General features: G+C 38.6%; 17 protein-coding genes, 3 pseudogenes and 1 riboswitch. Of the genes and pseudogenes, 5 read left to right on the top strand and 15 right to left on the bottom strand.

Annotated features, from left to right (window positions below; all coding sequences use genetic code 11):
• The first annotated feature begins 148 nt into the window (after window positions 1-148).
• Both HNR63_RS13285 and HNR63_RS13280 read left to right on the top strand, forming a co-directional pair.
• On the top strand, window positions 149-664 hold the full coding sequence (locus tag HNR63_RS13285) for a DUF8052 family protein (protein WP_181521014.1): 516 nt from the start codon (window positions 149-151) through the stop codon (window positions 662-664).
• Entirely contained in the window at window positions 661-2280 is a 1620-nt protein-coding gene (locus HNR63_RS13280; protein ID WP_181521012.1) for a carbon starvation CstA family protein, read from the top strand. Before HNR63_RS13285 ends, HNR63_RS13280 begins: the two co-directional genes overlap by 4 nt.
• A gap of 20 nt (window positions 2281-2300) precedes the next feature.
• Here HNR63_RS13280 and HNR63_RS13275 read toward each other — a convergent pair whose 3' ends face one another.
• The 10 genes from HNR63_RS13275 to HNR63_RS13230 all read right to left on the bottom strand — a co-directional run bounded on the left by HNR63_RS13275 (window position 2301) and on the right by HNR63_RS13230 (window position 9309).
• Window positions 2301-3005 (bottom strand): PdaC/SigV domain-containing protein, encoded by a 705-nt coding sequence (locus tag HNR63_RS13275; RefSeq protein ID WP_181521011.1) that lies wholly within the window; start codon window positions 3003-3005, stop codon window positions 2301-2303.
• A gap of 70 nt (window positions 3006-3075) precedes the next feature.
• The gene (locus HNR63_RS13270; protein WP_181521009.1) at window positions 3076-4119 is read right to left on the bottom strand and encodes an NAD(P)/FAD-dependent oxidoreductase; all 1044 of its coding nucleotides are present in this window, start codon (window positions 4117-4119) and stop codon (window positions 3076-3078) included.
• A gap of 93 nt (window positions 4120-4212) precedes the next feature.
• Window positions 4213-4998: a MerR family transcriptional regulator gene (locus tag HNR63_RS13265; RefSeq protein ID WP_181521007.1), complete on the bottom strand. Its 786-nt coding sequence runs from the start codon at window positions 4996-4998 to the stop codon at window positions 4213-4215.
• Window positions 4999-5069: 71 nt separating this feature from the next.
• Window positions 5070-5549: a PIN domain-containing protein gene (locus tag HNR63_RS13260; RefSeq protein WP_181521005.1), complete on the bottom strand. Its 480-nt coding sequence runs from the start codon at window positions 5547-5549 to the stop codon at window positions 5070-5072.
• Window positions 5534-5815 (bottom strand): hypothetical protein, encoded by a 282-nt coding sequence (locus tag HNR63_RS13255; protein ID WP_246316807.1) that lies wholly within the window; start codon window positions 5813-5815, stop codon window positions 5534-5536. The genes HNR63_RS13260 and HNR63_RS13255 overlap by 16 nt, the downstream gene beginning before the upstream one ends.
• 65 nt (window positions 5816-5880) lie before the next feature.
• Window positions 5881-6507 carry a response regulator gene (locus HNR63_RS13250; RefSeq protein WP_181521003.1) on the bottom strand — a complete coding sequence of 209 codons (627 nt, stop codon included), beginning with the start codon at window positions 6505-6507 and terminating at the stop codon, window positions 5881-5883.
• Window positions 6508-6520: 13 nt separating this feature from the next.
• Window positions 6521-7528 carry a sensor histidine kinase gene (locus tag HNR63_RS13245; protein ID WP_181521001.1) on the bottom strand — a complete coding sequence of 336 codons (1008 nt, stop codon included), beginning with the start codon at window positions 7526-7528 and terminating at the stop codon, window positions 6521-6523.
• Window positions 7525-8250, bottom strand: a complete 726-nt coding sequence (liaF, locus tag HNR63_RS13240; RefSeq protein ID WP_343047779.1) for a cell wall-active antibiotics response protein LiaF — start codon at window positions 8248-8250, stop codon at window positions 7525-7527. The genes HNR63_RS13245 and liaF overlap by 4 nt, the downstream gene beginning before the upstream one ends.
• 73 nt (window positions 8251-8323) lie before the next feature.
• On the bottom strand, window positions 8324-8944 hold the full coding sequence (locus tag HNR63_RS13235; RefSeq protein ID WP_181520997.1) for a PspA/IM30 family protein: 621 nt from the start codon (window positions 8942-8944) through the stop codon (window positions 8324-8326).
• Window positions 8945-8958: 14 nt separating this feature from the next.
• Window positions 8959-9309, bottom strand: coding sequence for a lmo0954 family membrane protein (locus HNR63_RS13230; RefSeq protein WP_181520995.1), 351 nt, complete (start codon window positions 9307-9309; stop codon window positions 8959-8961).
• 170 nt (window positions 9310-9479) lie between these two features.
• On the opposite strand from HNR63_RS13230, the pseudogene HNR63_RS13225 reads away from it, so the two are divergent.
• Window positions 9480-10421: pseudogene (locus HNR63_RS13225) on the top strand (RpnC/YadD family protein).
• 273 nt (window positions 10422-10694) lie between these two features.
• Here the strand turns inward: HNR63_RS13225 and HNR63_RS13220 are convergent.
• Both HNR63_RS13220 and HNR63_RS13215 read right to left on the bottom strand, forming a co-directional pair.
• The gene (locus HNR63_RS13220; RefSeq protein ID WP_181520993.1) at window positions 10695-11696 is read right to left on the bottom strand and encodes an MFS transporter; all 1002 of its coding nucleotides are present in this window, start codon (window positions 11694-11696) and stop codon (window positions 10695-10697) included.
• A 323-nt stretch (window positions 11697-12019) separates the two neighbouring features.
• Window positions 12020-15079, bottom strand: a complete 3060-nt coding sequence (locus HNR63_RS13215; protein ID WP_181520991.1) for an amino acid adenylation domain-containing protein — start codon at window positions 15077-15079, stop codon at window positions 12020-12022.
• A 533-nt stretch (window positions 15080-15612) separates the two neighbouring features.
• A riboswitch (cobalamin riboswitch) is annotated at window positions 15613-15802 on the top strand.
• A 141-nt stretch (window positions 15803-15943) separates the two neighbouring features.
• Here HNR63_RS13215 and metE point away from each other — a divergent pair.
• Entirely contained in the window at window positions 15944-18220 is a 2277-nt protein-coding gene (metE, locus tag HNR63_RS13210; RefSeq protein WP_181520989.1) for a 5-methyltetrahydropteroyltriglutamate--homocysteine S-methyltransferase, read from the top strand.
• Entirely contained in the window at window positions 18211-18651 is a 441-nt protein-coding gene (locus tag HNR63_RS13205; protein ID WP_035046489.1) for an acyl-CoA thioesterase, read from the top strand. The genes metE and HNR63_RS13205 overlap by 10 nt, the downstream gene beginning before the upstream one ends.
• A 141-nt stretch (window positions 18652-18792) precedes the next feature.
• Here the strand turns inward: HNR63_RS13205 and HNR63_RS13955 are convergent.
• The 3 genes and pseudogenes from HNR63_RS13955 to HNR63_RS13195 form a co-directional block, all read right to left on the bottom strand.
• Window positions 18793-19044: pseudogene (locus tag HNR63_RS13955) on the bottom strand (MFS transporter); the annotation flags it as partial.
• 51 nt (window positions 19045-19095) lie between these two features.
• Window positions 19096-20236: pseudogene (locus tag HNR63_RS13200) on the bottom strand (transposase).
• Window positions 20237-20358: 122 nt separating this feature from the next.
• Window positions 20359-21003, bottom strand: a complete 645-nt coding sequence (locus HNR63_RS13195; protein WP_181520987.1) for a hypothetical protein — start codon at window positions 21001-21003, stop codon at window positions 20359-20361.
• Window positions 21004-21284: the final 281 nt, after the last annotated feature.

Raw genomic sequence — 21284 nt, 5'->3', positions numbered from 1 at the left:
AGTAAAATTAATTTTTTCATTTTTATTATCATAATCACCCTTTTTTATCAAGTACAACTTGTGGTGAAGAGCGAGAAAAAAGAAACTATTGAAATGTTTTACATTTTTAAATATAATAATATTCAGAAAATTTTAAAAGGTGGCTGTGATGAATATAAACAAATATATCCATAACCTAGCAACAATTCTTACACCTTATTTCAACGTTTATCGGGATGAAAAGCTCGGCACATTGTCTTTACCTTTTTATGCTCATTATCACCGACGTGATGAGAAATATTTTATGACAAAAAAGTCTAAAATTTGGGCTGTTGAAAATGAGCAATTTATTTTTGTGTGGCAAAAAGAAAATATCGTGACAAAAGAAGACATCACACAATTCTCTCAAGCATTTATCAATCATGTGCCGAACTACATATCCAACCATCAAGATCATATGTCTACCATTTTCATCGGGGCAATTGTCGCACCAAATGCATGTGATGAAGCGATAAAGGAGGTGAAACGATTTCGCAAGCTACAATTTATTCGTTTCGGATTACACGGTTGGCTCGAGTGTTATATTGCGATCATCGCTTTAGACTCAAAACAATTATTTACTCATCGAAAAGCTCGGTCGTTTACACATGTTTTCGAAAAACCATTTGAGGAGGATGTACGTTGAACTTATTAACGTTGTTGCTTGTTTGCGGAGTCATTTTAGTTATTGCCTATTTTACATATGGACGCTTTCTCGAAAGACAATTGAAAGTCGATAGCAACCGTAAAACACCAGCGTATGAAATGTATGATGGTATAGATTATGTGCCAGCAAAAAAACCTGTTTTACTTGGACACCATTTCGCTACAATCGCTGGAGGTGGACCAATTGTAGGTCCCATCACTGCTGCTGTGTTCGGTTGGTTTCCTGCCGTTTTATGGATTATGATCGGAGGCATTTTTATTGGCGGTGTTCATGATTATACATCATTGCAAGCTTCGATTCGCCATAAAGCACAATCGATCGGGACGATTATTAAACAATATATGGGAAGTCGCGGACAAGTATTATTTTTAACTTTCTCTATCGCGACACTTATGCTCGTTGTTGGTGTATTTATTATTTTAGTTGCAAATACGTTTGTCGCTGTTCCACAAGCGGCTACAGCGTCTGTTTTATTCCTCGGCATTGCGATTATTTTTGGCTTTTTTGTTAATCAAATGCGAATGAACTTATTTGTAGCCAGCGTGCTAGGGGTTATCGCTATGCTCTTATCTGTATGGGTTGGCATTCAATATCCACTTTCGTTAAGCGCAACAACATGGTCTCTTATTTTACTAGGTTACGCATACGCTGCATCGGTATTACCTGTCTGGATTTTGTTACAACCACGCGATTATTTAAACTCATTTCTTTTATACGGCATGATTGCTGGGGCTGCTGTCGGCATGATTATCGCTGCGCCGACTATTCAGTTTCCAGCGTTTACAGGTTTTTATCACGAAAAACTCGGATTTTTGTTTCCAATTTTGTTCATTACAATCGCTTGCGGTGCTATTTCAGGCTTCCATTCGCTCGTATCATCTGGAACGACCGCAAAACAGCTTGATAATGAGAAAAACGGGAAATTTATCGCCTATGGTGGTATGTTGTTAGAAAGCTTTTTGGCAATCATTTCGGTTGGAACGGTCGCTTATTTAACACAAGCTGACTTTGCGACTCGTATGAGTGAACTTGGTGGACCAATTGGTACATTTTCTGCTGGTGTTGGTTATTTTATGTCCCATGTCGGCATCCCAGAAGCAACAGCAGTTACATTTACCGCACTTACAGCATCCGCTTTCTTATTAACAACATTAGATTCAGCAACACGGTTAATGCGCTACGCCATTCAAGAACTTGGTGAAGAGCGAACAAACGCATTTAAAAATAATCATGTCGCAACAACAGTTGGTCTTATCGGTGCTGGAGCGCTTGCATTATCAGGAACATGGCAGTCCGTCTGGCCGCTTTTCGGGGCAGCGAATCAAATGCTCGGGGCGCTTGCTTTGCTAGCTGTTTCCGCATGGCTCATGAAAATTGGCGCCAAATCGTTTTATGTTGTCATCCCAATGGTGTTTATGCTCGCTGTCACGGTTGCTGCTCTTTGTGTGTTAATGTATCAAAACGTATTAACACAAAATTGGCTATTAGCTGGCTCTGCTTTCATTCTTTTCGTTTTATGCATTTTCTTAGCCATTGAAGGATGGGGAGCGATGACGAAAACAACGAAAAAAGAAGTCGTTTCTTACCACCAATAAATGAAATGAAGCTAGCGCTTTTATTGCGCTAGCTTCGTTTTCATATATGGTCGCAAAGTTGAAAATGGAATAAGAAATTCGCGAATGCCTGCGGCGTATGGGGCTATTTCATAAAGTCCATAATAAACGACAATACCATCTTTCGTCATATAATAAGGTTGATCATTCGGCATCTGTTGCACAACAGCGATGGCGTTGTCAAAATACAAATCGTTTTCTTTTTTTATTTGAGCAATCACTTCGTCTATAATCACTTGTTTGTATCTCGTTCCTTTTTTAAATAAGTCGCTTAGTTGCAACGATTTCCCTGTATGGAAATCGAAATTGTTTGGCACTTTCACTGTCATTCCGTGCGCCCCACCTGTATAGCCATATAACGTAACAGGAATGCTTAAAATGCCACGTTGATTGTACGTCACCTCATAATTACTGACTGCCGCATGTAGCCGATATGGAAATCCTTCCTCTTTACTTATCGCCATATTTTCTCGCGCTTGCTTTTCTACTTCACGCTTTAAATCAAGCGACTCCTTTCGCAATAAACGATTGACTTTGCGTTGGAACGATTGGTTGATCGAACCGGATATGATCGGAATGTTTAAATCGACTTCCATCAGTTCATTTGTATATTTCATTTGCTTCGTTGTCACAGTAAGTGGCTGACTGTACGCCGTCAACATAAATAACGCCAACACCATCATCCATATCGTCCGTTGTTTGAACACGATGTTCACCTCGTTTGTTTTACCGAAAGTTTGCGTTGAAACAAACGAGTTTATACATCATCGCTACCATTTATTTTAACATTTGTTTCACTAACTCTCGATTTCGCTCCTTAAATGCTTCATGGTGAGATGAAACGATCGCATACGGATCGGCAGTTGGCTCAATAAACCGTTTCGCGCTATTTACTGCATTCGCTGCATCTTGGAAAGCTCCCGTAAGTAAATATAACTTCCCATCATACTTCAAAATATCTCCTGCTGCATATAAACCTGGAACAGAACATTCACCTTTTGCGTTCCCTGCAACATAATGATCGTCTGCCATTTGAATTGGCAGCTCGCTATTCATAAGCAATGAAGCATCTCGTTCATACCCATGGCTAATAATGACATCATCTACATCGAGTTCAAACACATCGCCCGTTTCATGATTTGTCAATACCACTCGCTCAATCGTTTCATGATTCGCACTAGCAACTAATTTTGTAATGGACGTATGAAAAAAGCAAGTTGCTGAACTATTCAATAATTGCGTCACTTGCGATTCATGCCCTTTTAACGATTCATTGCGATAAGTCACATATACTTTTTTGGCAATCGGCACGAGCTCATTTGCCCAATCAATTGCTGTATTTCCCCCGCCTGAAATGATCACCGTTTTCCCTTTAAACTGTTTTAACGATTTCACCGTATAATGTAAATTTGTAATTTCAAATTTTTCGGCTCCTTCAATTTGAAGCTTTTGCGGTTTTAATATACCGCTTCCTACTGCAATAATGACCGTTTTCGACACATGTTGTTGTCCGGATGATGTTTGTAAAACAAATATCCCGTCCTCTCTTCGCCGAATCGCTTCAACTTTTTCATTTAATACAACGGTTGGATGAAAGGTCATCGCTTGTTTAACAAGTTGCTCACGTAATTTCTCTCCCGTAATCGGAGCATGTCCCCCAACATCCCAAATCATTTTTTCTGGATACACATGCAATTTCCCACCTAATTGTGGCTGATATTCAATCAGTTTTGTTTTCATTTCTCGAAGTCCACTATAAAACGTCGCATACAGCCCCGCCGGACCGCCTCCAATAATCGTCACATCGTATAGTTGTTCCATCGCTATCACCTTTTAAATTTGATTATCATTCTCATTTAAATATACATCTTTTTTCAACCTTTTACAATGTAAAAAAGACAGGCTTATGCCTGCCTACTTTTTGCCTGTGTAAATGAAAATGGCGTCACGAAGAAACTCCGCCATTCCTGACTGTTTTTGGTCGTAGTATGCTTTAAACCGCTCATCATCCACATACATTTGTGCCAATCCTGCATGTGCTTCTTTTGAGTAATGATCCCAAAAATAGCCTAACCATTGACGGTGCAAATCGGCTGCCTTTTGGGCAAGCTCTCCCGCCGGGTCGCCAGTCAAAAACGCTTCATGCAATACGCGCAATACTTCTTCGCCGAGCTTTGTTGCTTCTTCGTATTGTGCTTGCGTCATGTTTTTTACTTTTTCGTTTGATTTGTTCACTTGCTCATCGCCGTATTTTTCCCGGATTTCTTTGCCATATTTTCGTTCGTTCTCGTCAATGAGCTGCTGTTTAAACGCCTCAAATTTTTCTTTGTCGCTCATCATGATTCTCCCTTCTTTCGCTAATAGCGTTTTTTCGACATTGGCGATTAACGCCTCTAATCGCCGCTGTTCTGCCAAGAGTTTTTCGCGATGCTGCTTCAACGCCTGTACGTCGTCAAATGACGGGGAGGTGATGATTTGCTTAATCGTTTCTAAATCAACCCCAAGTTCGCGATAAAACAAAATTTGCTGAAGTTGGTCTACCTCTTTCGGTCCGTATATGCGATAACCTGAGGCGTTTACTCTCGCTGGTTTCAAAAGACCGATTTCATCATAATATCGTAGCGTTCGGCTCGTAACCCCCGCCACTTTCGCTAGTTGCTGCACCGTATACTCCACTCGCTCACCTCCTGACAAGTTCATGATAAACGTTTACGTAACGTCAATGTAAAGCAAAAAATAAAAAAATCTCGCCATAAAATTAGGAGTTTTTGCTACATGTTTTCTCTCTTTCGTTTATACATTTGTTGGAATTCTTGAAAGTCGGTATGGTTTGTAATTGGATTGATGAGTGGAAAATCAAAGTGTTCACTTATCCATTTAAAATCTTTATCATTATTACTAACTAACGGGATGCGATGTACAATAGCTGTCGCTGCGATGAGCGCATCTGGTCCTTTCGGAACTCTTCTACCCAATAATTTTGCCTTTCTTCTAATTTCGCCTGCCTTCATAGCAATCGGACTAGTAATATCAATAATTTCATCTATCATCTTGTATACGTAATCCTCCCTAATTTGCTTAACGATTGGATTCGTTTCAATTTCGTGGTGAGACATGAGCTTCATTTCAATTACAGTATTAATGACCAATGACTGTTCACTTTTAATTAATTCACGTATATAAAAAACAACATCTGGATAACCCATTTCGTGAGCGACCCAGATGTTGTTATCGATTAACTTTCGGCACACGTTTCATCCTCCCGATCATATTCTCGATTGGCAATTCGAATGCTTTCTTCTACTCCCTTTACGCTAAAATAATCGGCACTCCCTGCTAGTTTTTCAGCGAGGGCTAACTTCTCCTCTTTCGTTAACCGTTTTCTTTCAGGTTTCAATATGACCTTATCTCCTTCTTCAATAATCATGATGGCATGTTCCATTTCAAATAAAACATTGTTTTTCCGAGAATAAACCCACCTTCTCAACAATTCAAAATCATCTGCTGAAATACGCATCTCCACCCCTCCTTTCAATATTTTTACCTTATTATAACAAATTTCGCACCGTACACAATATGCAATTATTTAACCAACCCGTGTTTAAATGCATAAATGACCGCTTGCGTCCGGTCTTGCACGTCTAGTTTCGCTAAAATATTGCTGACGTGGACTTTGACCGTTTTTAATGAAATAAACAACTCCTCGGCAATTTCTTGGTTCGTTTTTCCTTGCGCAATGAATAACAACACTTCCATCTCGCGGCTCGTTAGTTGTTCGTGTGGAAGCGATTGTTTCCGCACGTTATTTATCATTTTTCCCGTTACTTCTGGTTCGAATACCGATTGTCCATGAAACGTGGCACGAATCGCATTCGCAATTTCGCTTGCTTTCGACGTTTTTAACATATAGCTGACTGCCCCTGCTTCAATCGCTGGATATACTTTATCATCGTCTAAAAAACTTGTGACAATCATAATTTTTGCGTCTGGCCAAGCGCTGATAATTTGTTTCGTCGCTTCAATGCCGTCCATCGTCTCCATCACTAAATCCATTAAAATAATATCCGGGCGAAGTTGAAGTGCAAGTTCAACCCCTTTTTCTCCGCTTTCTGCTTCCCCGACAACTTCCATATCCGGCTGGGCAGATAAATACGCGGAAACACCAAGCCGCACCATTTCATGGTCATCGACAAGCAATACTTTAGTCACCTTGCTTCCTCCCTTACACAAGCGGTACTTTCACTTCTAGCCGAGTTCCTTTATTTTTTATGCTAACGATTTTTAACGTTCCACCAATTTCGGCCGCTCGCTCGTACATATGTTGTAAGCCATAAGAGCCACTTTTCGTCCGTTCGACATCAAAGCCGACTCCATCATCCGACACACGCAAAATGACAAACCCATCTCGCTCAAGCAACAACACTTCTAACATCGTCGCTTTCGCATGACGAAGCGTATTAGACACCGATTCTTGTAAAATACGAAATAAATGATCTTCCACCCCGCGGTCAAGCGTCACATCTTCTATTTTCCACTTCATCTCCATCGGCACTTTTTGGGCAAGCTCCGTCAACAGCTCTCTCATTCCATCTTGAAGCGACTTTCCTTTCAGCTGCACAGGCCGTAGATGAAGCAACAATGCCCGCATTTCCAATTGGGATTGGTGAATCATTTGTTCGACAAGCTTCAATTGCTTTTTCCCTTGTTCGCTTCCTGCATATGTTTCCATTAGTGCAGACATCATCATCGATGCAGCAAATAGTTGTTGGCTGACGGAATCATGCAATTCGCGCGCTAGACGGTTTCGTTCTTCTGAAATAATTCGCTCGATTAACTCTCCTTCGTTTTCCACTTTTTCTGTCACCAATTTTTGCGTGAGCTTCGTTTGTTCGAGCCAATGCTTTTGTAGCTTTTCGATTCTCTCCCACACATCATTCAGTTCTTTTGCTGTTTGTTTGCGTGATAGCTCTATATTCCCTTGTTCCATTTGAAGCAACGCATATTCAATAGCTCGCCATTGTTTTCGCCAAAACCAATCGAATGAAATGCCAAAAAGCACGCCGATAACCCCGCTTGCCATAAATAAAAAAGCGACAAACGGCACCCCGAGCACTGTTTCGTCCCATAGTGCCGACCACTTCGCAGGTGGAAACGTAAAAGCATACGAAAGAAATAATACAACCGAAACGGTAAAAGCGAGTAGAAGTGCCCCAACGATATGTCGGTTCATATTCGTTTCACCTCAACATTTCCAACCGCCATCGAGGTGATGATTTTTAACTTCTGCTCGGACGTTTCATACGCTGGCGTTTGATAAATAAACGTTTGATTCCATAGCCGCTCCGTTTTTCTTGAAAAAATAGACGCTGCCCCAAACAGCACGGAATGGACGACGCTCACTTCCATTTCATATGGAACAAAAATGTGCACGTTGCCAATCCAGCCGCGGATAACGATTACCGCTTCTCCTTTCGGAACGACCGTATAACTTAAATCAACAACTGTATCGCCAATGCCTGTTTGAATGTTCACATCGCTCCATTCATACGCATGCTCGGGCGTTTTTTGCCGACCGAACAACATGTTTTGAAAAAGCGGCTGACGAAAAACGAGTTCTGTTTCTGCATGGTTTGTTTTCATCTCCGGACAGATAACGGAAGGATGTCGCTTCGATTGAGCAAATTGGGTAATCGCATACAACAATAGTGCGACAAGTAAAAACCTAACCGTGATCATCGTGAACACATGCACAAAAAGACCGAGGCACCCAAGCCAGAAGACGATTTTGCCAAGTTTCCGATGCCATTTTTTTCTCCCGATATAAATCAATCCTGCCGAAAAAAGAACAGAGAAAACAATGCCTGGATGAAAAAACGAAATTTCCAGCGCCAAAATAATGAGTGCAAGAAGCACTATCCAACTCACATAGTCGGTCGTTTTTTGTTGATTCACGGGGCTTCCCCCTTTCTGCGATAAATCAATAAAACGAAAAAGGCGCAACAACGTACGCCTTTAGCATATATGTTTATTGCTCTTGCTGCAACCGCTTTTCTAATTCCGCAATGCGTGCGTCAATCGTATGGCGATAATAATCTGATTGCACTCGTTGCTCGAGGCGCTCTAAATACGATTCCGTATCCGCAAACGTAGAGAGCGCTGGGCTTTTATCTTCTAGTACACGATTCATACGGTAATGCGCCCGTGCGATATTTTCCCGCCCCATCAGCTCCATGCGGCGCATATGCATATCTTTTAGTTGATGTTTCATTTGTTCGTATTTTTTCTCTAGTTCCAATAGCTGTTCGTTTGTTTGCTCAAGCAATTGCTTTAATCGCGTCGCTCGCTCTTCGTACTGCATTTGCTCATGAGACGCAAACGTAAACAACTCTGACTCACCAGCTTTTGAGGAAATATCTGCCTGTTTCTTCCTTTTTTCCGCAAGCTGTATAGCTTCGCGATATTCGCGTGTAAACTGCTCTTTCAGCAAGTATTGCCGTTCCAGCAGCTTCCGTACTTTTTCTACTTCTTGTTCGCATTGGCGTAAGTATTCATTTAGCACCGCAATCGGATTTTTCTTTTCTTTTTCGTCCAACCATTCATGAATATCTGCCGAAATCATCGTTTTCATGCGAGAAAGTAAACCCATTGTTCTTCGCTCCTTCAATAATGTTTTTGTAGTTCTGCCCATTGCTTTTCAAAATGAATGAACGGATCGTCAACGACTTGCACTACTTCTTTCGGTTCGTTCCATTTTTTATACACGACATAAAGCACATACGCTGCTACAATGGCAATAAGCGCTGGTACATTCGAGACGCTCACCATCAGCGCAGCCAATCCAATCAGCGCCCAAACGATTTTGCCGAACGTCGAATCGGCTTTGAAAAACTTTTTGGTCGCATAGTACAAAATCGCCAAGCTGATCGCTAACCCAACGAGCGGACCGAGGTGAAACATAAGCACGAGCACCGCAATTCCACCTGCAAGCAATAACCCGATTTTTTTTAACATCCCTTTCGCCTCCTTCCTTGCTTTCATCTTACCGATTCTTATCTTTCTTCATCATGTCCCATAGCTATATTTTCAACTACGACTCAAGGCGTATTTTTATAATGATGAAAGTCGTTTCAATTCTTATGCGAAGGAGGTATAATAGTAATAAAACAAGAGTGTGTATAAGCATGGCACGAGGCATATCGTATCAAGCGAAAGACATTTTGTTCAAATCATTAAGTGAGTTGTACAAAAATCAAGCACTCGATGTATACGGACTCCACGGACTCCCTAAAATTAAAGCATTGTTACCAAATGAGTTTCCAGCTGTCCAAGCGAGCACGAAGCGATCGGATACGCTATTTCTTCTTGAAGACGACTCCATTCTTCTACTCGAATATGAAAGCAACAATCGATTTATCGCTAACCATCTAAAGTACCTCGATTATGCTTACCGACTATTAGACACATATTATAAAACAGAGAAACAAATTCGACCGATTCGTATTGTTGTTATTTACACGAGTGATGTCACACGTGTTGAGGAGCAACTACATGCAGGCGATGTATTCATTTCCTCAAAGGCAGTATTACTTTGTGAATTCAACGGCGATGCGATTTTTCATGCAATTGAAGAAAAAATTCGCAACAATGAACCGTTAACTGCCGAAGAAACGATGAAGCTCATTCTCGTCCCACTCATGCAGAGCCGCTACGATCGACAAACGATGATTGAAAAAACGATTGGACTCGCAAAAGAAATCACAGATGAGCCGACACAACTGCACATCATCGCTGGCGTTTTAACAGCTACCGACAAATTGATTGACGAGCACTATGCAAAAAAAGTAAAGGAGTAGATGAAAATGAACAAAGTCCTACGCTTGCTTGTCGAAGAATTAGAACAAGAAAAAGAACTAGCTGTAAAAGCTGCAATGGAAGAAATAGAGGAGAGAATGAAACAAACCTTGCAAGAAACAGAAAAGAAAAAGGCCATCGACATCGCTAAAAATCTTTTAGATGTTTTACCTATTCACGAAATAGCAAAACGGACAGGTCTTTCGATTGCAGAAGTTGCTGACTTAGCAAAAGAAATGGAAGCATCGCTTCATAACAAAGAGCCGCAATAAAACAAAGCGGCTCTTTTTTTTTTGCATAATTTCAAAATTAGGTCTCCGTTATACCAATATGTTAAAACACTTAAGACTCTATCTGTCCTTTGTATTTATGGTTATGTTTTAAAGCACTTTTATTAAAAAATAGTAAGATAACGCTCAAAACTATACCTATTCCTATTATAGGTAGTAGTCCTTCATAAAAATAATCACCTAAAAAACCGAAAACCGTATTCCCTATCGGCATAAAAACTATAGCAATAGTGAATATAAAGGAAAATACCCTTCCTAATAGCGTTTTATCAATATTAGTTTGTATATAAGTGAAAAAAGGACATTAAACCTTGTTAAGAAAAAACCGAAGAAAAAGATTACTCCATATAACACATAAAGATTATTAGAGAACACCAATAAAAGAAAAACACTACCACATAGAATTAACTCCCTAGAAATATGAACTAACTGAGATTTCCCTTTCGAAAAACTTAAAAAGAAAGCACCTATAATTCCTCCTAATGCTTCCGATGATAGTGCTAAACTGTACACAGTACTATCTTTGTATAAAGAATTAACTAGTACAGGTAAAATGATGTTATAACCCGCTATAAAAAAGTTTACCAAGGATACCGCTATAAGTAATCTTATCAATAATGGATCTCTTTTTACATACTTAAACCCATCAATAAAGTCTTCAAAGTATGACTTTGCTTTACTAGACTGAGCATAACTGTATTTAATAAAAAATTCCATCAAGGCAGATATTAAAAAAGAAACACCATTAATTACAAATATCATACTTATACCAATAAAATCTAAAGAAAGTAGCCATGCACCTACTATCGGTCCTGAAACTTTAATTATTTCTGAAGATGTAGTGAGATAGGAGTTAATTTTTTTAATCCGATTCTCATCAATTATCTCAGGAATAATTGCTCTCATTGTAGGCGAAAACAATGAAAAGGAAATACTCAATGCAATATTAACTGCTATAACTAACGGAATGTTTAAGCTGCTATCATCTGCAAAAAAACCTAATAGTATACACATTGTCCCAGCTATAACATCCATTAATATGAGAATATTCCTTTTATTAAACCGATCTGAAATCACTCCACCAAAAAGATTGATGAGTACAGATGGAATTAGACTAATAGCGGTTATCATGCCTAAAATTTTTGCACTACCAGTCATAACTACGATCCACCAATTCAAAGCCATTGTGAAGATCACATTCCCTAGCTGAGAGATGGAGTTACCAAAAAAAACGAGAAGTTCATTTCTACTAAACATACTATCCCCCATAATAGATGATTTGTTTACGGCTTTTACACGAGAAATCTCTATTTTTCGACTGCTGAGTGACCGAACAACATCGCTCCTAGACAAATGTATTTGTCTAGGAAACGGTCGGTTGTTCGATGCTTTGTTACACAAAGGCGTGACGAAAACAATCTTTTAGCTTCCTTCTGGCAGTCGAAAAAATAAAGTTAAACTTCCCAATTGCAAGTAAATAAAAAGGACTGGATTTTTACTAGAATGTTATGAGCTCTGCCTGTTTTTGAGGATGAGACAACCATTCTTTAAACAGGCAAAGTTAAATTATTTTTCCTTCATTACTTATCTAAAGTACTAGTAAAGATGCGTTCTTCGCATACATCAAGGTCTTTATATATTTTTTCATCTAAGTTAGCTGGTTTGTTTAAAAACGCGATATAGATATAGTCTTTTGTTGAAAAAGAAGTTATAAAAAACGGATTATCTCTTAAAGTACTTAAGTTTTTTCTCGTCTCTTCTAATGAATCAAACATAACATTTAATTGTTCATTTTTAATTGTTCCTAAGTAGTTTGTCTTAGCAATAGGATTGACACCGTAGAGACGGTATAAATCTTTGTGAGTTTCGCTCATATTTGGAAAACCTTTTGCAAACAGATAAATTGGGTTGAATCCATCTCTATACATGGAATAAACTTCTTCCATTCTATCTTTAAATTCCTCAAATGTTTCCTCTGGTTTTCCCAGAAGAACCATCGAAGTATGATAATCACCAATACAGTTACTGAAGTCTAAATCTTTATATTTCCTTATGTTAACGATTGTTTGATAGATGAACTCTTTTTGTCCAATAACCCTAGATAGAATCTGAGTACTTATATAATTCATTTTATCTATTATGTCGAATGTTGTTCTAAGTTTGTTATCAAAATGAAACTTCAATAATAACAAATCGTCACTGCTTTGTACTTTCACTCTATTGTCATTGACTTTTAAAAGTTTTTTTGTGTAATCACAATTACTGATGTACGCTAATTTGTTTTTGCTCTCCATGAAATCTATGAAATCTTTATATTCTAATCTATTTCCTAATTTATGACCGTTTAATAAATCCATAAATTGTTTAATCAAAATGTGTTTGTTAGATAAATCTGCAATGTTGTGGGATAACACAAACACTACAATGTACTTTTGTTGCAATTCAAAGATCGCAACGGTATATAGTAGCTCATCCAAAGGACTTTTTAAGACGACTTCTGCCATAGTCTTCGTCATTTCGTCAACGAGTAAGGTTGCGCTATCATAAGAATATTCAGATAGGTCAAATAACGGTATTTCATAGCTATCCATATCTAATTTAACCTGTTTAAATACAACTTGTTCACTCTCCAGAGAAATGACAGACCTTAATAGTTCATTAGATAAAATGATATCCTTACATGCTTGAATAACCCTTTCCAATTGAAAATCTTTTTTCACGTCAATTTTGATGTCAATCGCACTATTAAAGTTGTCTTTAATGTAATTCTTTTGATGATAATATACTGGATAAACTTTCTCTATTGTACCTATCGATTTATTGTTCTTATAGTATGAGCTAGAGATTTGCGATTTTATATGATCGATGTTAATATCTTCAGCCGTCTTTTGAAACTGCTTAGTTACTTCATTTTCCTGCTCTAACCTCTTTTCTATATAACCTGCTAGTTCACTAACATTCTGGTGGTTATATAACACAGATTCATCTAAGTTAATGTTGTAATAATTCTCTAGCTCTATAATGACAGAGATGACATCTAATGAATCTCCGCCTAAATCAAAAAAGCTATCATATAAAGAAATGCTATCTACATGTAAAGTTTCTCTAAATATACTTAAGATTTTCTGCTGCGTATCACTAACATCATTTTGAATAACATTGTGTATCATATCAGCATCATCATGATAAGACATAAGCGCCTTCGTATCTATTTTTCTGTTAATCGTTAGCGGAAATTCATCTATCTGTTTATAAAAGTTTGGAATCATATATGACGGCAAAAAGTTTTTCAAAATCTTCTTTATATCGTCGGGTACGATTGCTTTTTTCGCTTGATAAAAGCAATAAAGTTTATTGTTTTCATATAACACCTTAACCATGTTTATTTCTTTTATTTCTTTTAAAATAATATCTTCGATCTCCCCCAGCTCTACTCGAATCCCATTTATTTGAACCTGATAATCTTTCCTTCCTATAAACTCTATGTTTCCATCTTTTAATCTTTTCGCATAATCCCCTGTTTTATAATATTTCTCTCTATCTATAAATAGGAATTTCTCATTATTGATAGTAGGTAAGTTTAAATATCCTTCAGCAACCCCATTACCAGAAATGTACATTTCCCCCTGAACACCTATCGGCACCTCAATTCCGTTAGAGTCTAAAATTTTAATTTGCACCCCGTCAAGTTCCTTCCCAATCGGAACGGTTGAACGATTAAAGTCATGATCAATTCTATAACGCGTTGCATATACTGTACATTCAGTTGGACCATATAGATTTTCAATACAAACATTTTTTAAATACTTAATAGCTTTATGGGCAAGGGAAGCTTTGAACTCTTCACCTGCTACCATTAAATATTTCAAGTTTCTATCTAATTTATCAATATCATCCTCATTTAATTTATCTAGCATCAAATTTAAAATCGCAGGCGAAAGTGCCATATGCGTTACTTTATGAACTTCTATTAAATGGGCCAGTTTTCTAAAATTACGTGAGTTCTCTTGTGTCGGTATTACTAAAGCTCCCCCACCGTAGATCCAACCAAAGATTTCAACAACCGAAACATCGAAGGTAAATGGGGTTGATAAAATATACTTGTCACTTCTAGAAATCGGATAGTATTTCTGCATGTTATTTAGTATATATTCTAAATTCGAATGCGTAACTTTAACACCCTTTGGCTTCCCTGTACTTCCAGAGGTATACATTAAATAAGCGAATTCGCCCTTTTTTTCATCAAATGAGTCTGAGTAATCTGAAGTAATAATATTTCTAACATGAATTTGTTTCACGTTCACATTTAACAAATCATTCGTATTTTTCAGAATGATTTTGCTATTAGAGTCTTCCAATAGCATATTAATGCGAAGAACTGGATATTCTGTAGATATAGGTAGATAAGCAGCACCTACCTTTAACACTCCCAAAATGCTTACGATCATTTCAGGACATGGAGGCATATAAATTGGGATAAAGGTATTTTCACTGTAATTGTTTTTATATAAATAGTTTGCCAATTTTGATGATAGTTCATCTAATTGTTTATAAGTCATTTTCTGACCTTCATATATAATAGCTGTAGCTTCAGGTATTTGTGAAACTCTCTCTTTGAATTTTGCTAAAACATTGCCCAAACAAATCACTCCTAACTAATAATTATTTTTTCTTATCCATGGTGCTAGGTCGAGCGCTGGTGTAACAAGTGAATAGACCAACAAGATTCCATCGAGTGCCACTTCAAACCTTGAAATAGAGTTGGCACGAATGTCTGTGGTCCGATATTGGTCGGCTAGAATGGAGAACATCGTTTCAATCACTTTTCGATATAAACATTATTGTTATTGAGCAAGAATACAAATCCTTCTTTTGTTGAGGTAGAAAACACACCCCTTACCAAGTACATATTTTGGAAATAAATAAAAACAACTTCTTTTTTAAAATTTTAGAATATATATGAAATAATTTATTTTTTATAAATGCAAAAATATAACAAAAGAAGAAAAAAATCAATACTTTTTCATATGAATTTACTAATAAAATATCAATATTAACTTAAAAGAAAAATATACCCATTTACCGCGACGTCATATCTCTAAAAACCACACAAAAAAATATTTCAGTTGAAAAAAACAAAAAGTTCGTTTATTCTGAATTTTATACAACAACATAATAAGTTCACGCAACAGGTGGTTCACAGATGCTGTGAATCTTAAAAGGGAAGTTTGGTGAAAATCCAACACGGTCGCGCCACTGTGATGCAGAGCTGTTTATCACAATCCACTGTTTCATGCGAAATGGGAAGGAGATAAACAGCGATGAAGCTAAGTCAGGAGACCTGCCTGTTGTATGCACTTACGACCTACGCGTCATAGGGAGGAGTGAGGACATATGATCTTGAGGCACTTCATGTATCTCAATACGAGCTAGCTATGCCCTCCTTCTGTTTGGAAGAGGGTTTTTTCGCTTGATTGGGATATAAATGACTGGAGGTGCTTAACTTGTTCATCCGTAGTTCAAATGTAGGGTATCCGCGCATTGGTGAGAAAAGAGAATGGAAAAAAGCGTTAGAATCTTTTTGGAATGGGCAAATCAACGAACAGCAATTCATAGAAACGATGGAACACATTCGACTTGATTCGATTCGTAAACAAGTAGAGAAAGGAATCGACCTTATTCCAATCGGAGATTTTTCTTTATACGATCACGTGTTAGATACAGCATTTATGTTCGGGTATATTCCAGAGCGATTTCAACAAATAGACAATGCACTCGAACAATATTTTGCGATGGCACGCGGTACAAATGGACAACATGCGCTTGAAATGACGAAATGGTTTAATACAAATTACCATTACATCGTGCCTGAAATCGGGCAAACGAAGCCGAGATTAGTAGAAAATCGGCTATTAAAAGAATACAAACTAATAAAAGAAACATTCCATATTGAAACAAAACCTGTATTGCTTGGACCGATTACATTTCTTTTGCTTTCTAAACAATACGAACGAAATGAGTGGCGTAAACATCTCGCCCAGTTAGTTCCTGTTTATGTGGAATTATTCAAACAACTAAGCGAAGCGGGCGTGTCATTCGTACAAATCGATGAACCGATTCTCGTTCAAGATATAGATGATGACATAGTCGATGCATTTCGTGATGTATATGAAGTTTTTCATCGCGATGTACCAAATATAAACCTTATTTTACAAACATATTTTGATAGCGTATCGCATTATCGTGAAATCGTTGCTTTACCTGTCGCAGGCATTGGGCTTGATTTCGTGCATGACGATGGCGAAAACGTAAAACATATAAACATACACGGATTTCCAAAAGATAAAATATTAGTTGCTGGGATTGTAGACGGTCGCAATGTATGGAAAAGCTCGCTTGCACAAAAAGCAACGCTCCTTCATCATTTAGCAGGCGTTGCGGAACAACTCATTATTCAACCGTCTTGCAGCTTACTGCACGTCCCTGTCACGACAAAACATGAACATGCATTGCCAACGGAACTTGTCAGCACTTTATCTTTCGCTGATGAGAAATTAGATGAGATACGTATACTTACAGAATATATGAAAGGAAACGCAACAATCGACGAGCTAATCAAATACGATGAACAAACAAACGCTTATTTCACTAAGTTCCGCAAACAACAAGAACAAACAAACGACATCACTACCGTTCCGTTAAGCCGAACACCTTACAACGAAAGAAAAAAAGCACAACAAGCACATTTGCAGCTTCCACTTTTGCCGACAACGACGATTGGCAGCTTCCCGCAAACAAACGACGTGCGCCAAGCTCGGATGAAGTGGAAAAAAGGCGAATGGAACGACAAGCAATATAAGTCGTTTATAAAGAATGAAATTGCAAAATGGATCAAGATTCAAGAGCAGCTACAACTTGATGTACTTGTTCACGGTGAATTTGAACGCACAGATATGGTTGAATTTTTCGGCGAAAAATTACAAGGAATGGCATGCACGACAAACGGTTGGGTGCAATCATACGGATCGCGTTGTGTTCGTCCACCTATTATTTTTAGCCATATTGCCTACCAACAACCGATGACCGTAGAAGAAACCGTGTATGCTCAGTCGCTGACGAATAAACCTGTCAAAGGAATGCTGACAGGTCCTGTAACCATTTTAAACTGGTCGTTCGTTCGCGACGATATTTCACGAAAACATGTGCTGATGCAACTCGCCCTCGCCATTCGTGAGGAAGTATTGCAGTTAGAAAAGGAAGGCATACGCATCATTCAAGTCGATGAGCCAGCGTTACGGGAAGGATTGCCGCTCAAAAAAGAGAAACATGCATCATATTGGAAAGATGCCGTTATGGCGTTTCGCCTCGCTACCTCATCGGTGAAAGAGGAAACGCAAATTCATACACATATGTGCTATTCCCAGTTTGAACATATGATGCATATTATTGATGAGCTTGATGCGGATGTCATCTCCATTGAATCGTCGCGAAGCCACGGTGAACTTGTTTCATCATTTGAAACATATGAGTATCAAAAGGAAATTGGCTTAGGGGTGTATGACATTCATAGTCCGCGCATTCCGACAAAAAAAGAAATAAGTGAGCAAATCGAACGGGCACTTCGCGTTCTTCGTCCAGAACAATTTTGGGTCAATCCCGATTGTGGATTAAAAACGCGAAAAGAAAAAGAAGCTATCGATGCACTCAAGGCGATGGTGGAAGCCGCACACGAATATCGCCAGCAACTCTTGGCTTATGGAGGGATGAAAGCATGGAAGTGAGCGTCGAGCAGTCGAAAACGATTCAAACACGGCTCGTATTGCCTTCTGATACGAACCATCTCGGCACGATTTTTGGCGGTACGGTTTTAGCTTATATTGATGAAATTGCGGCAATATCCGCCATGCGCCATGCACGAAAAGCAGTCGTCACAGTTTCGATCGACAAAGTTGATTTCATTTCGTCCGCGAAAGTAGGCGATATTTTAAAACTCGAAGCATTCGTCTACTCGACCGGACGCACATCAATGAAAGTATTCGTCAAAGTCGAAACAGAAGATTTATTTACAGGCGAACATCACTTAACAACCACATGCTTTTTAACAATGGTCGCCATCGATCAAAACAAAAAACCGACCCCTGTTCCGAAAGTCATCATTAGCGAACAGGAGGAACAAATCGTACAACTGTATCAACAAAACAATAAGGTATAAATGTTTATACCCATGGCGCTAGTTGAGAGCTAGTGTCATGGGTTATATTCATTTGTTTATCCATGCCAATGCCGATAATATGAGAATCATTGTGATTATTTTGACGAACAGGCTCTTTAAGTCTATTTTTTATTTTTTATGTTAGCGAATTTGCTCATCTACAGTAATAGAAGTTTTATCATGGATTTTAGGTACTACCCAGTAAATAATAATTGCTGGGAATAGAAAAATGGCAGCTACCAAAAATGTTGTTGTTAGTCCAAATTTTACTGCAATAATTCCAAAGATAACACCAGATAAGATTTCTCCTAGGGCACCAACTCCTGAATTTAAAGAAAATAGAGTACTTTTGTAATTATCTAGGAAAAATTTATTTAAATAACTGTAGATGAGCAATTTTCATAACAATAATCACCATATAAAAAGAGACAAACAGGGTACCCCTTATACCACATGGAGCTGTTTTTTTGACAACATCAATGGGAATATCTTGCTTTGTTGCATGGTAAATGAACCCGACGAGACGATGCCTTTTCTTCGTTCGGAGAAGATCAAGCCCGGTAGAGAAATCCTGGTTGGACTCGACTATACTGTACACATAAGCGAGATGCACCAAAATCCAATACCGTTTCACCGCCCGAACCTGACGAACACGGTACCCATCGAGATTCAGCTGGTCTTTCGCTTGACGAAAAAAGCATTCGATCGACCAACGCTCGGCATAGTAGCGCAAGATGTCTTCATCGCTTTGCTCCCGATCGGTGCTCAAGACGCAGTGAAGATGTTCCGGTGTCATCGGCTGATCGGCTTTACAAACAAGCAGCACCACCGCATGGTCGAGACCGTTGAGCGTTCCTTCGTAACGATATACGCGATAACGCTCTTCTCCCACCGTGACGAGGTGAGTGTCACCTTGGACGGCGATGCCTTTCGTCTTGAGCATCGCGATGACATGGAATCCCTTTTTCAGGAAGGCTTCGATGAGCTCTTTGGACGGATACCATGAATCCATGAGCACATACACCGGATGATCCGGCTTCACCTTGAGCGAAGAAAGCATCTCCATCGCTAGGTCGACTTTGCTTGTTCCCGCCGTCTTATCATAAAGACGAAACGCGAACGGGAATGCCTGAGTCATGGTGTGTACCATCAGCCAAACGAGCGAATGCCCCCAGACCGATTAATGATCTTTGTGAGAGAAATGCCAATCACACCCTTGAATGGCGTGTGCAGCCCGTGACGAAGGCTTCGTTTTTTGGCAAATGGTATCATCAATCGAAACAAAAAGGGGTTGATTCTCCCGTTTGGCGATTCGCTCGATGCGATGAAGGATCCATTGCTGGAGTTTGCGAAGCAACGTCTCTTCATCCCAAGGGCTTTTCGTGAAAAAATGGCTGAGCGTTGTTCGATGGTTGGGATGAAAACTCCAGTGATGGACATCGGTCAACGTTCCCGAAAATCCCTTGGTAGTCAAGGCATCCACCATATGAACGAGATGCTTGATGACCGGTTTCGAGAAATAAAGCGCCAATCCCAACTCCATGAAAAACTTGTGGATTCCTTGATGATGTGCTAATCTATTCATGAGACATGAACCTCCTTGTGAATGGTTGGTTAGCACATCTATTTTAACCAAGGAGTCTGGTTCATGTCTCCTTTTTTGTTTGGATGTAAATTTATGTTAGTAAATTTGCTCAACTACAGTTATTAGTCATAAAGTGATAAATCGTTCGAGAATTTCATAGTTCCGTTACTATAAATATCAAATCTAGTTTGGAAAGGTACTGGGCCTGTCCCACTCATACTACCGTTACTAACTACTTTTGTAAAATTATAATATACTTTTCCAGGATTGCCGTATGAATAAGAAACTCTATCTCCGTAAGCACCAGAAACATATAAAGAATGTTTTCTTGGATAAACTGTAGATCCAATATATTCCACATCAATCCATCCCGTAATTTCCCCAACATGCGTATATCCATAATAAATAGCTTGCGAAATATTAAATCTTTGATCTCCTACTACTACTTGCGGTGTTATTTGACTGGAAGAATTAAGAGAAGTAGATTCAGTTTTATAGCCACTAATAGTTACATACCCTTGTTCATTTTTTTGTATAGATACTGTGTAACCATCTTTTATAAGTTTTTTGTACTCTTTTAATTGCTCTTTATTTAGATCGTCTTTACTAATTTCTACTCCACCAATCTTAACTGCTTCAATATCAGTTTGTTCAATACTTGGTTGATTCGTATTTTCAGCCGCATAGCTTACTGCATTAGTTGAGAACAGAACACCTAAAGATAATGCCGAAACACTTAGTAGTTTAGTAATGCTTCTTTCTATCATTTTTTTCACCCTTTTCATTTTTTTGTATTTAATATACCATATAGATGCGTAATTTAGCAATATGTGGTAGTATTATTTTGTTATAAAAAATTAAGAGCATTCCTGTTAGAAAGGTTTTGGGGGACTTGAAAGAAAAAAGCCCTCTTGGTATGATGCAGGGGTACCAACAAACACCTATCATCCAACGGTAGCGTCAAAAATTCTATGAAAAACACCTGTGAGCGACCTGTTGAAGGAAAATAAAGGGGATGGTGGAGTCGGATTCGCCCTTGACCAACACT

The sequence above is a fragment of the Anoxybacillus ayderensis genome, assembly GCF_013761015.1.
Taxonomy (GTDB): Bacteria; Bacillota; Bacilli; order Bacillales; family Anoxybacillaceae; genus Anoxybacillus; species Anoxybacillus ayderensis.
Note: the sequence above shows the minus strand (reverse complement) of the source record. Positions and strands in the feature narration are given on the sequence as shown.

What these genes read in the sequence shown, in the direction of transcription:
- HNR63_RS13285 (WP_181521014.1), top strand. Translation starts at nt 149, where the DNA reads ATGAATATAAACAAATATATCCATAACCTAGCAACAATTCTTACACCT.
- HNR63_RS13270 (WP_181521009.1), bottom strand. Translation starts at nt 4,119, where the DNA reads ATGGAACAACTATACGATGTGACGATTATTGGAGGCGGTCCGGCGGGG.
- HNR63_RS13265 (WP_181521007.1), bottom strand. Translation starts at nt 4,998, where the DNA reads ATGAACTTGTCAGGAGGTGAGCGAGTGGAGTATACGGTGCAGCAACTA.
- HNR63_RS13255 (WP_246316807.1), bottom strand. Translation starts at nt 5,815, where the DNA reads ATGCGTATTTCAGCAGATGATTTTGAATTGTTGAGAAGGTGGGTTTAT.
- HNR63_RS13245 (WP_181521001.1), bottom strand. Translation starts at nt 7,528, where the DNA reads ATGAACCGACATATCGTTGGGGCACTTCTACTCGCTTTTACCGTTTCG.
- HNR63_RS13235 (WP_181520997.1), bottom strand. Translation starts at nt 8,944, where the DNA reads ATGGGTTTACTTTCTCGCATGAAAACGATGATTTCGGCAGATATTCAT.
- HNR63_RS13230 (WP_181520995.1), bottom strand. Translation starts at nt 9,309, where the DNA reads ATGTTAAAAAAAATCGGGTTATTGCTTGCAGGTGGAATTGCGGTGCTC.
- HNR63_RS13220 (WP_181520993.1), bottom strand. Translation starts at nt 11,696, where the DNA reads ATGTTTAGTAGAAATGAACTTCTCGTTTTTTTTGGTAACTCCATCTCT.
- HNR63_RS13205 (WP_035046489.1), top strand. Translation starts at nt 18,211, where the DNA reads ATGGAAGTGAGCGTCGAGCAGTCGAAAACGATTCAAACACGGCTCGTA.
- HNR63_RS13195 (WP_181520987.1), bottom strand. Translation starts at nt 21,003, where the DNA reads ATGATAGAAAGAAGCATTACTAAACTACTAAGTGTTTCGGCATTATCT.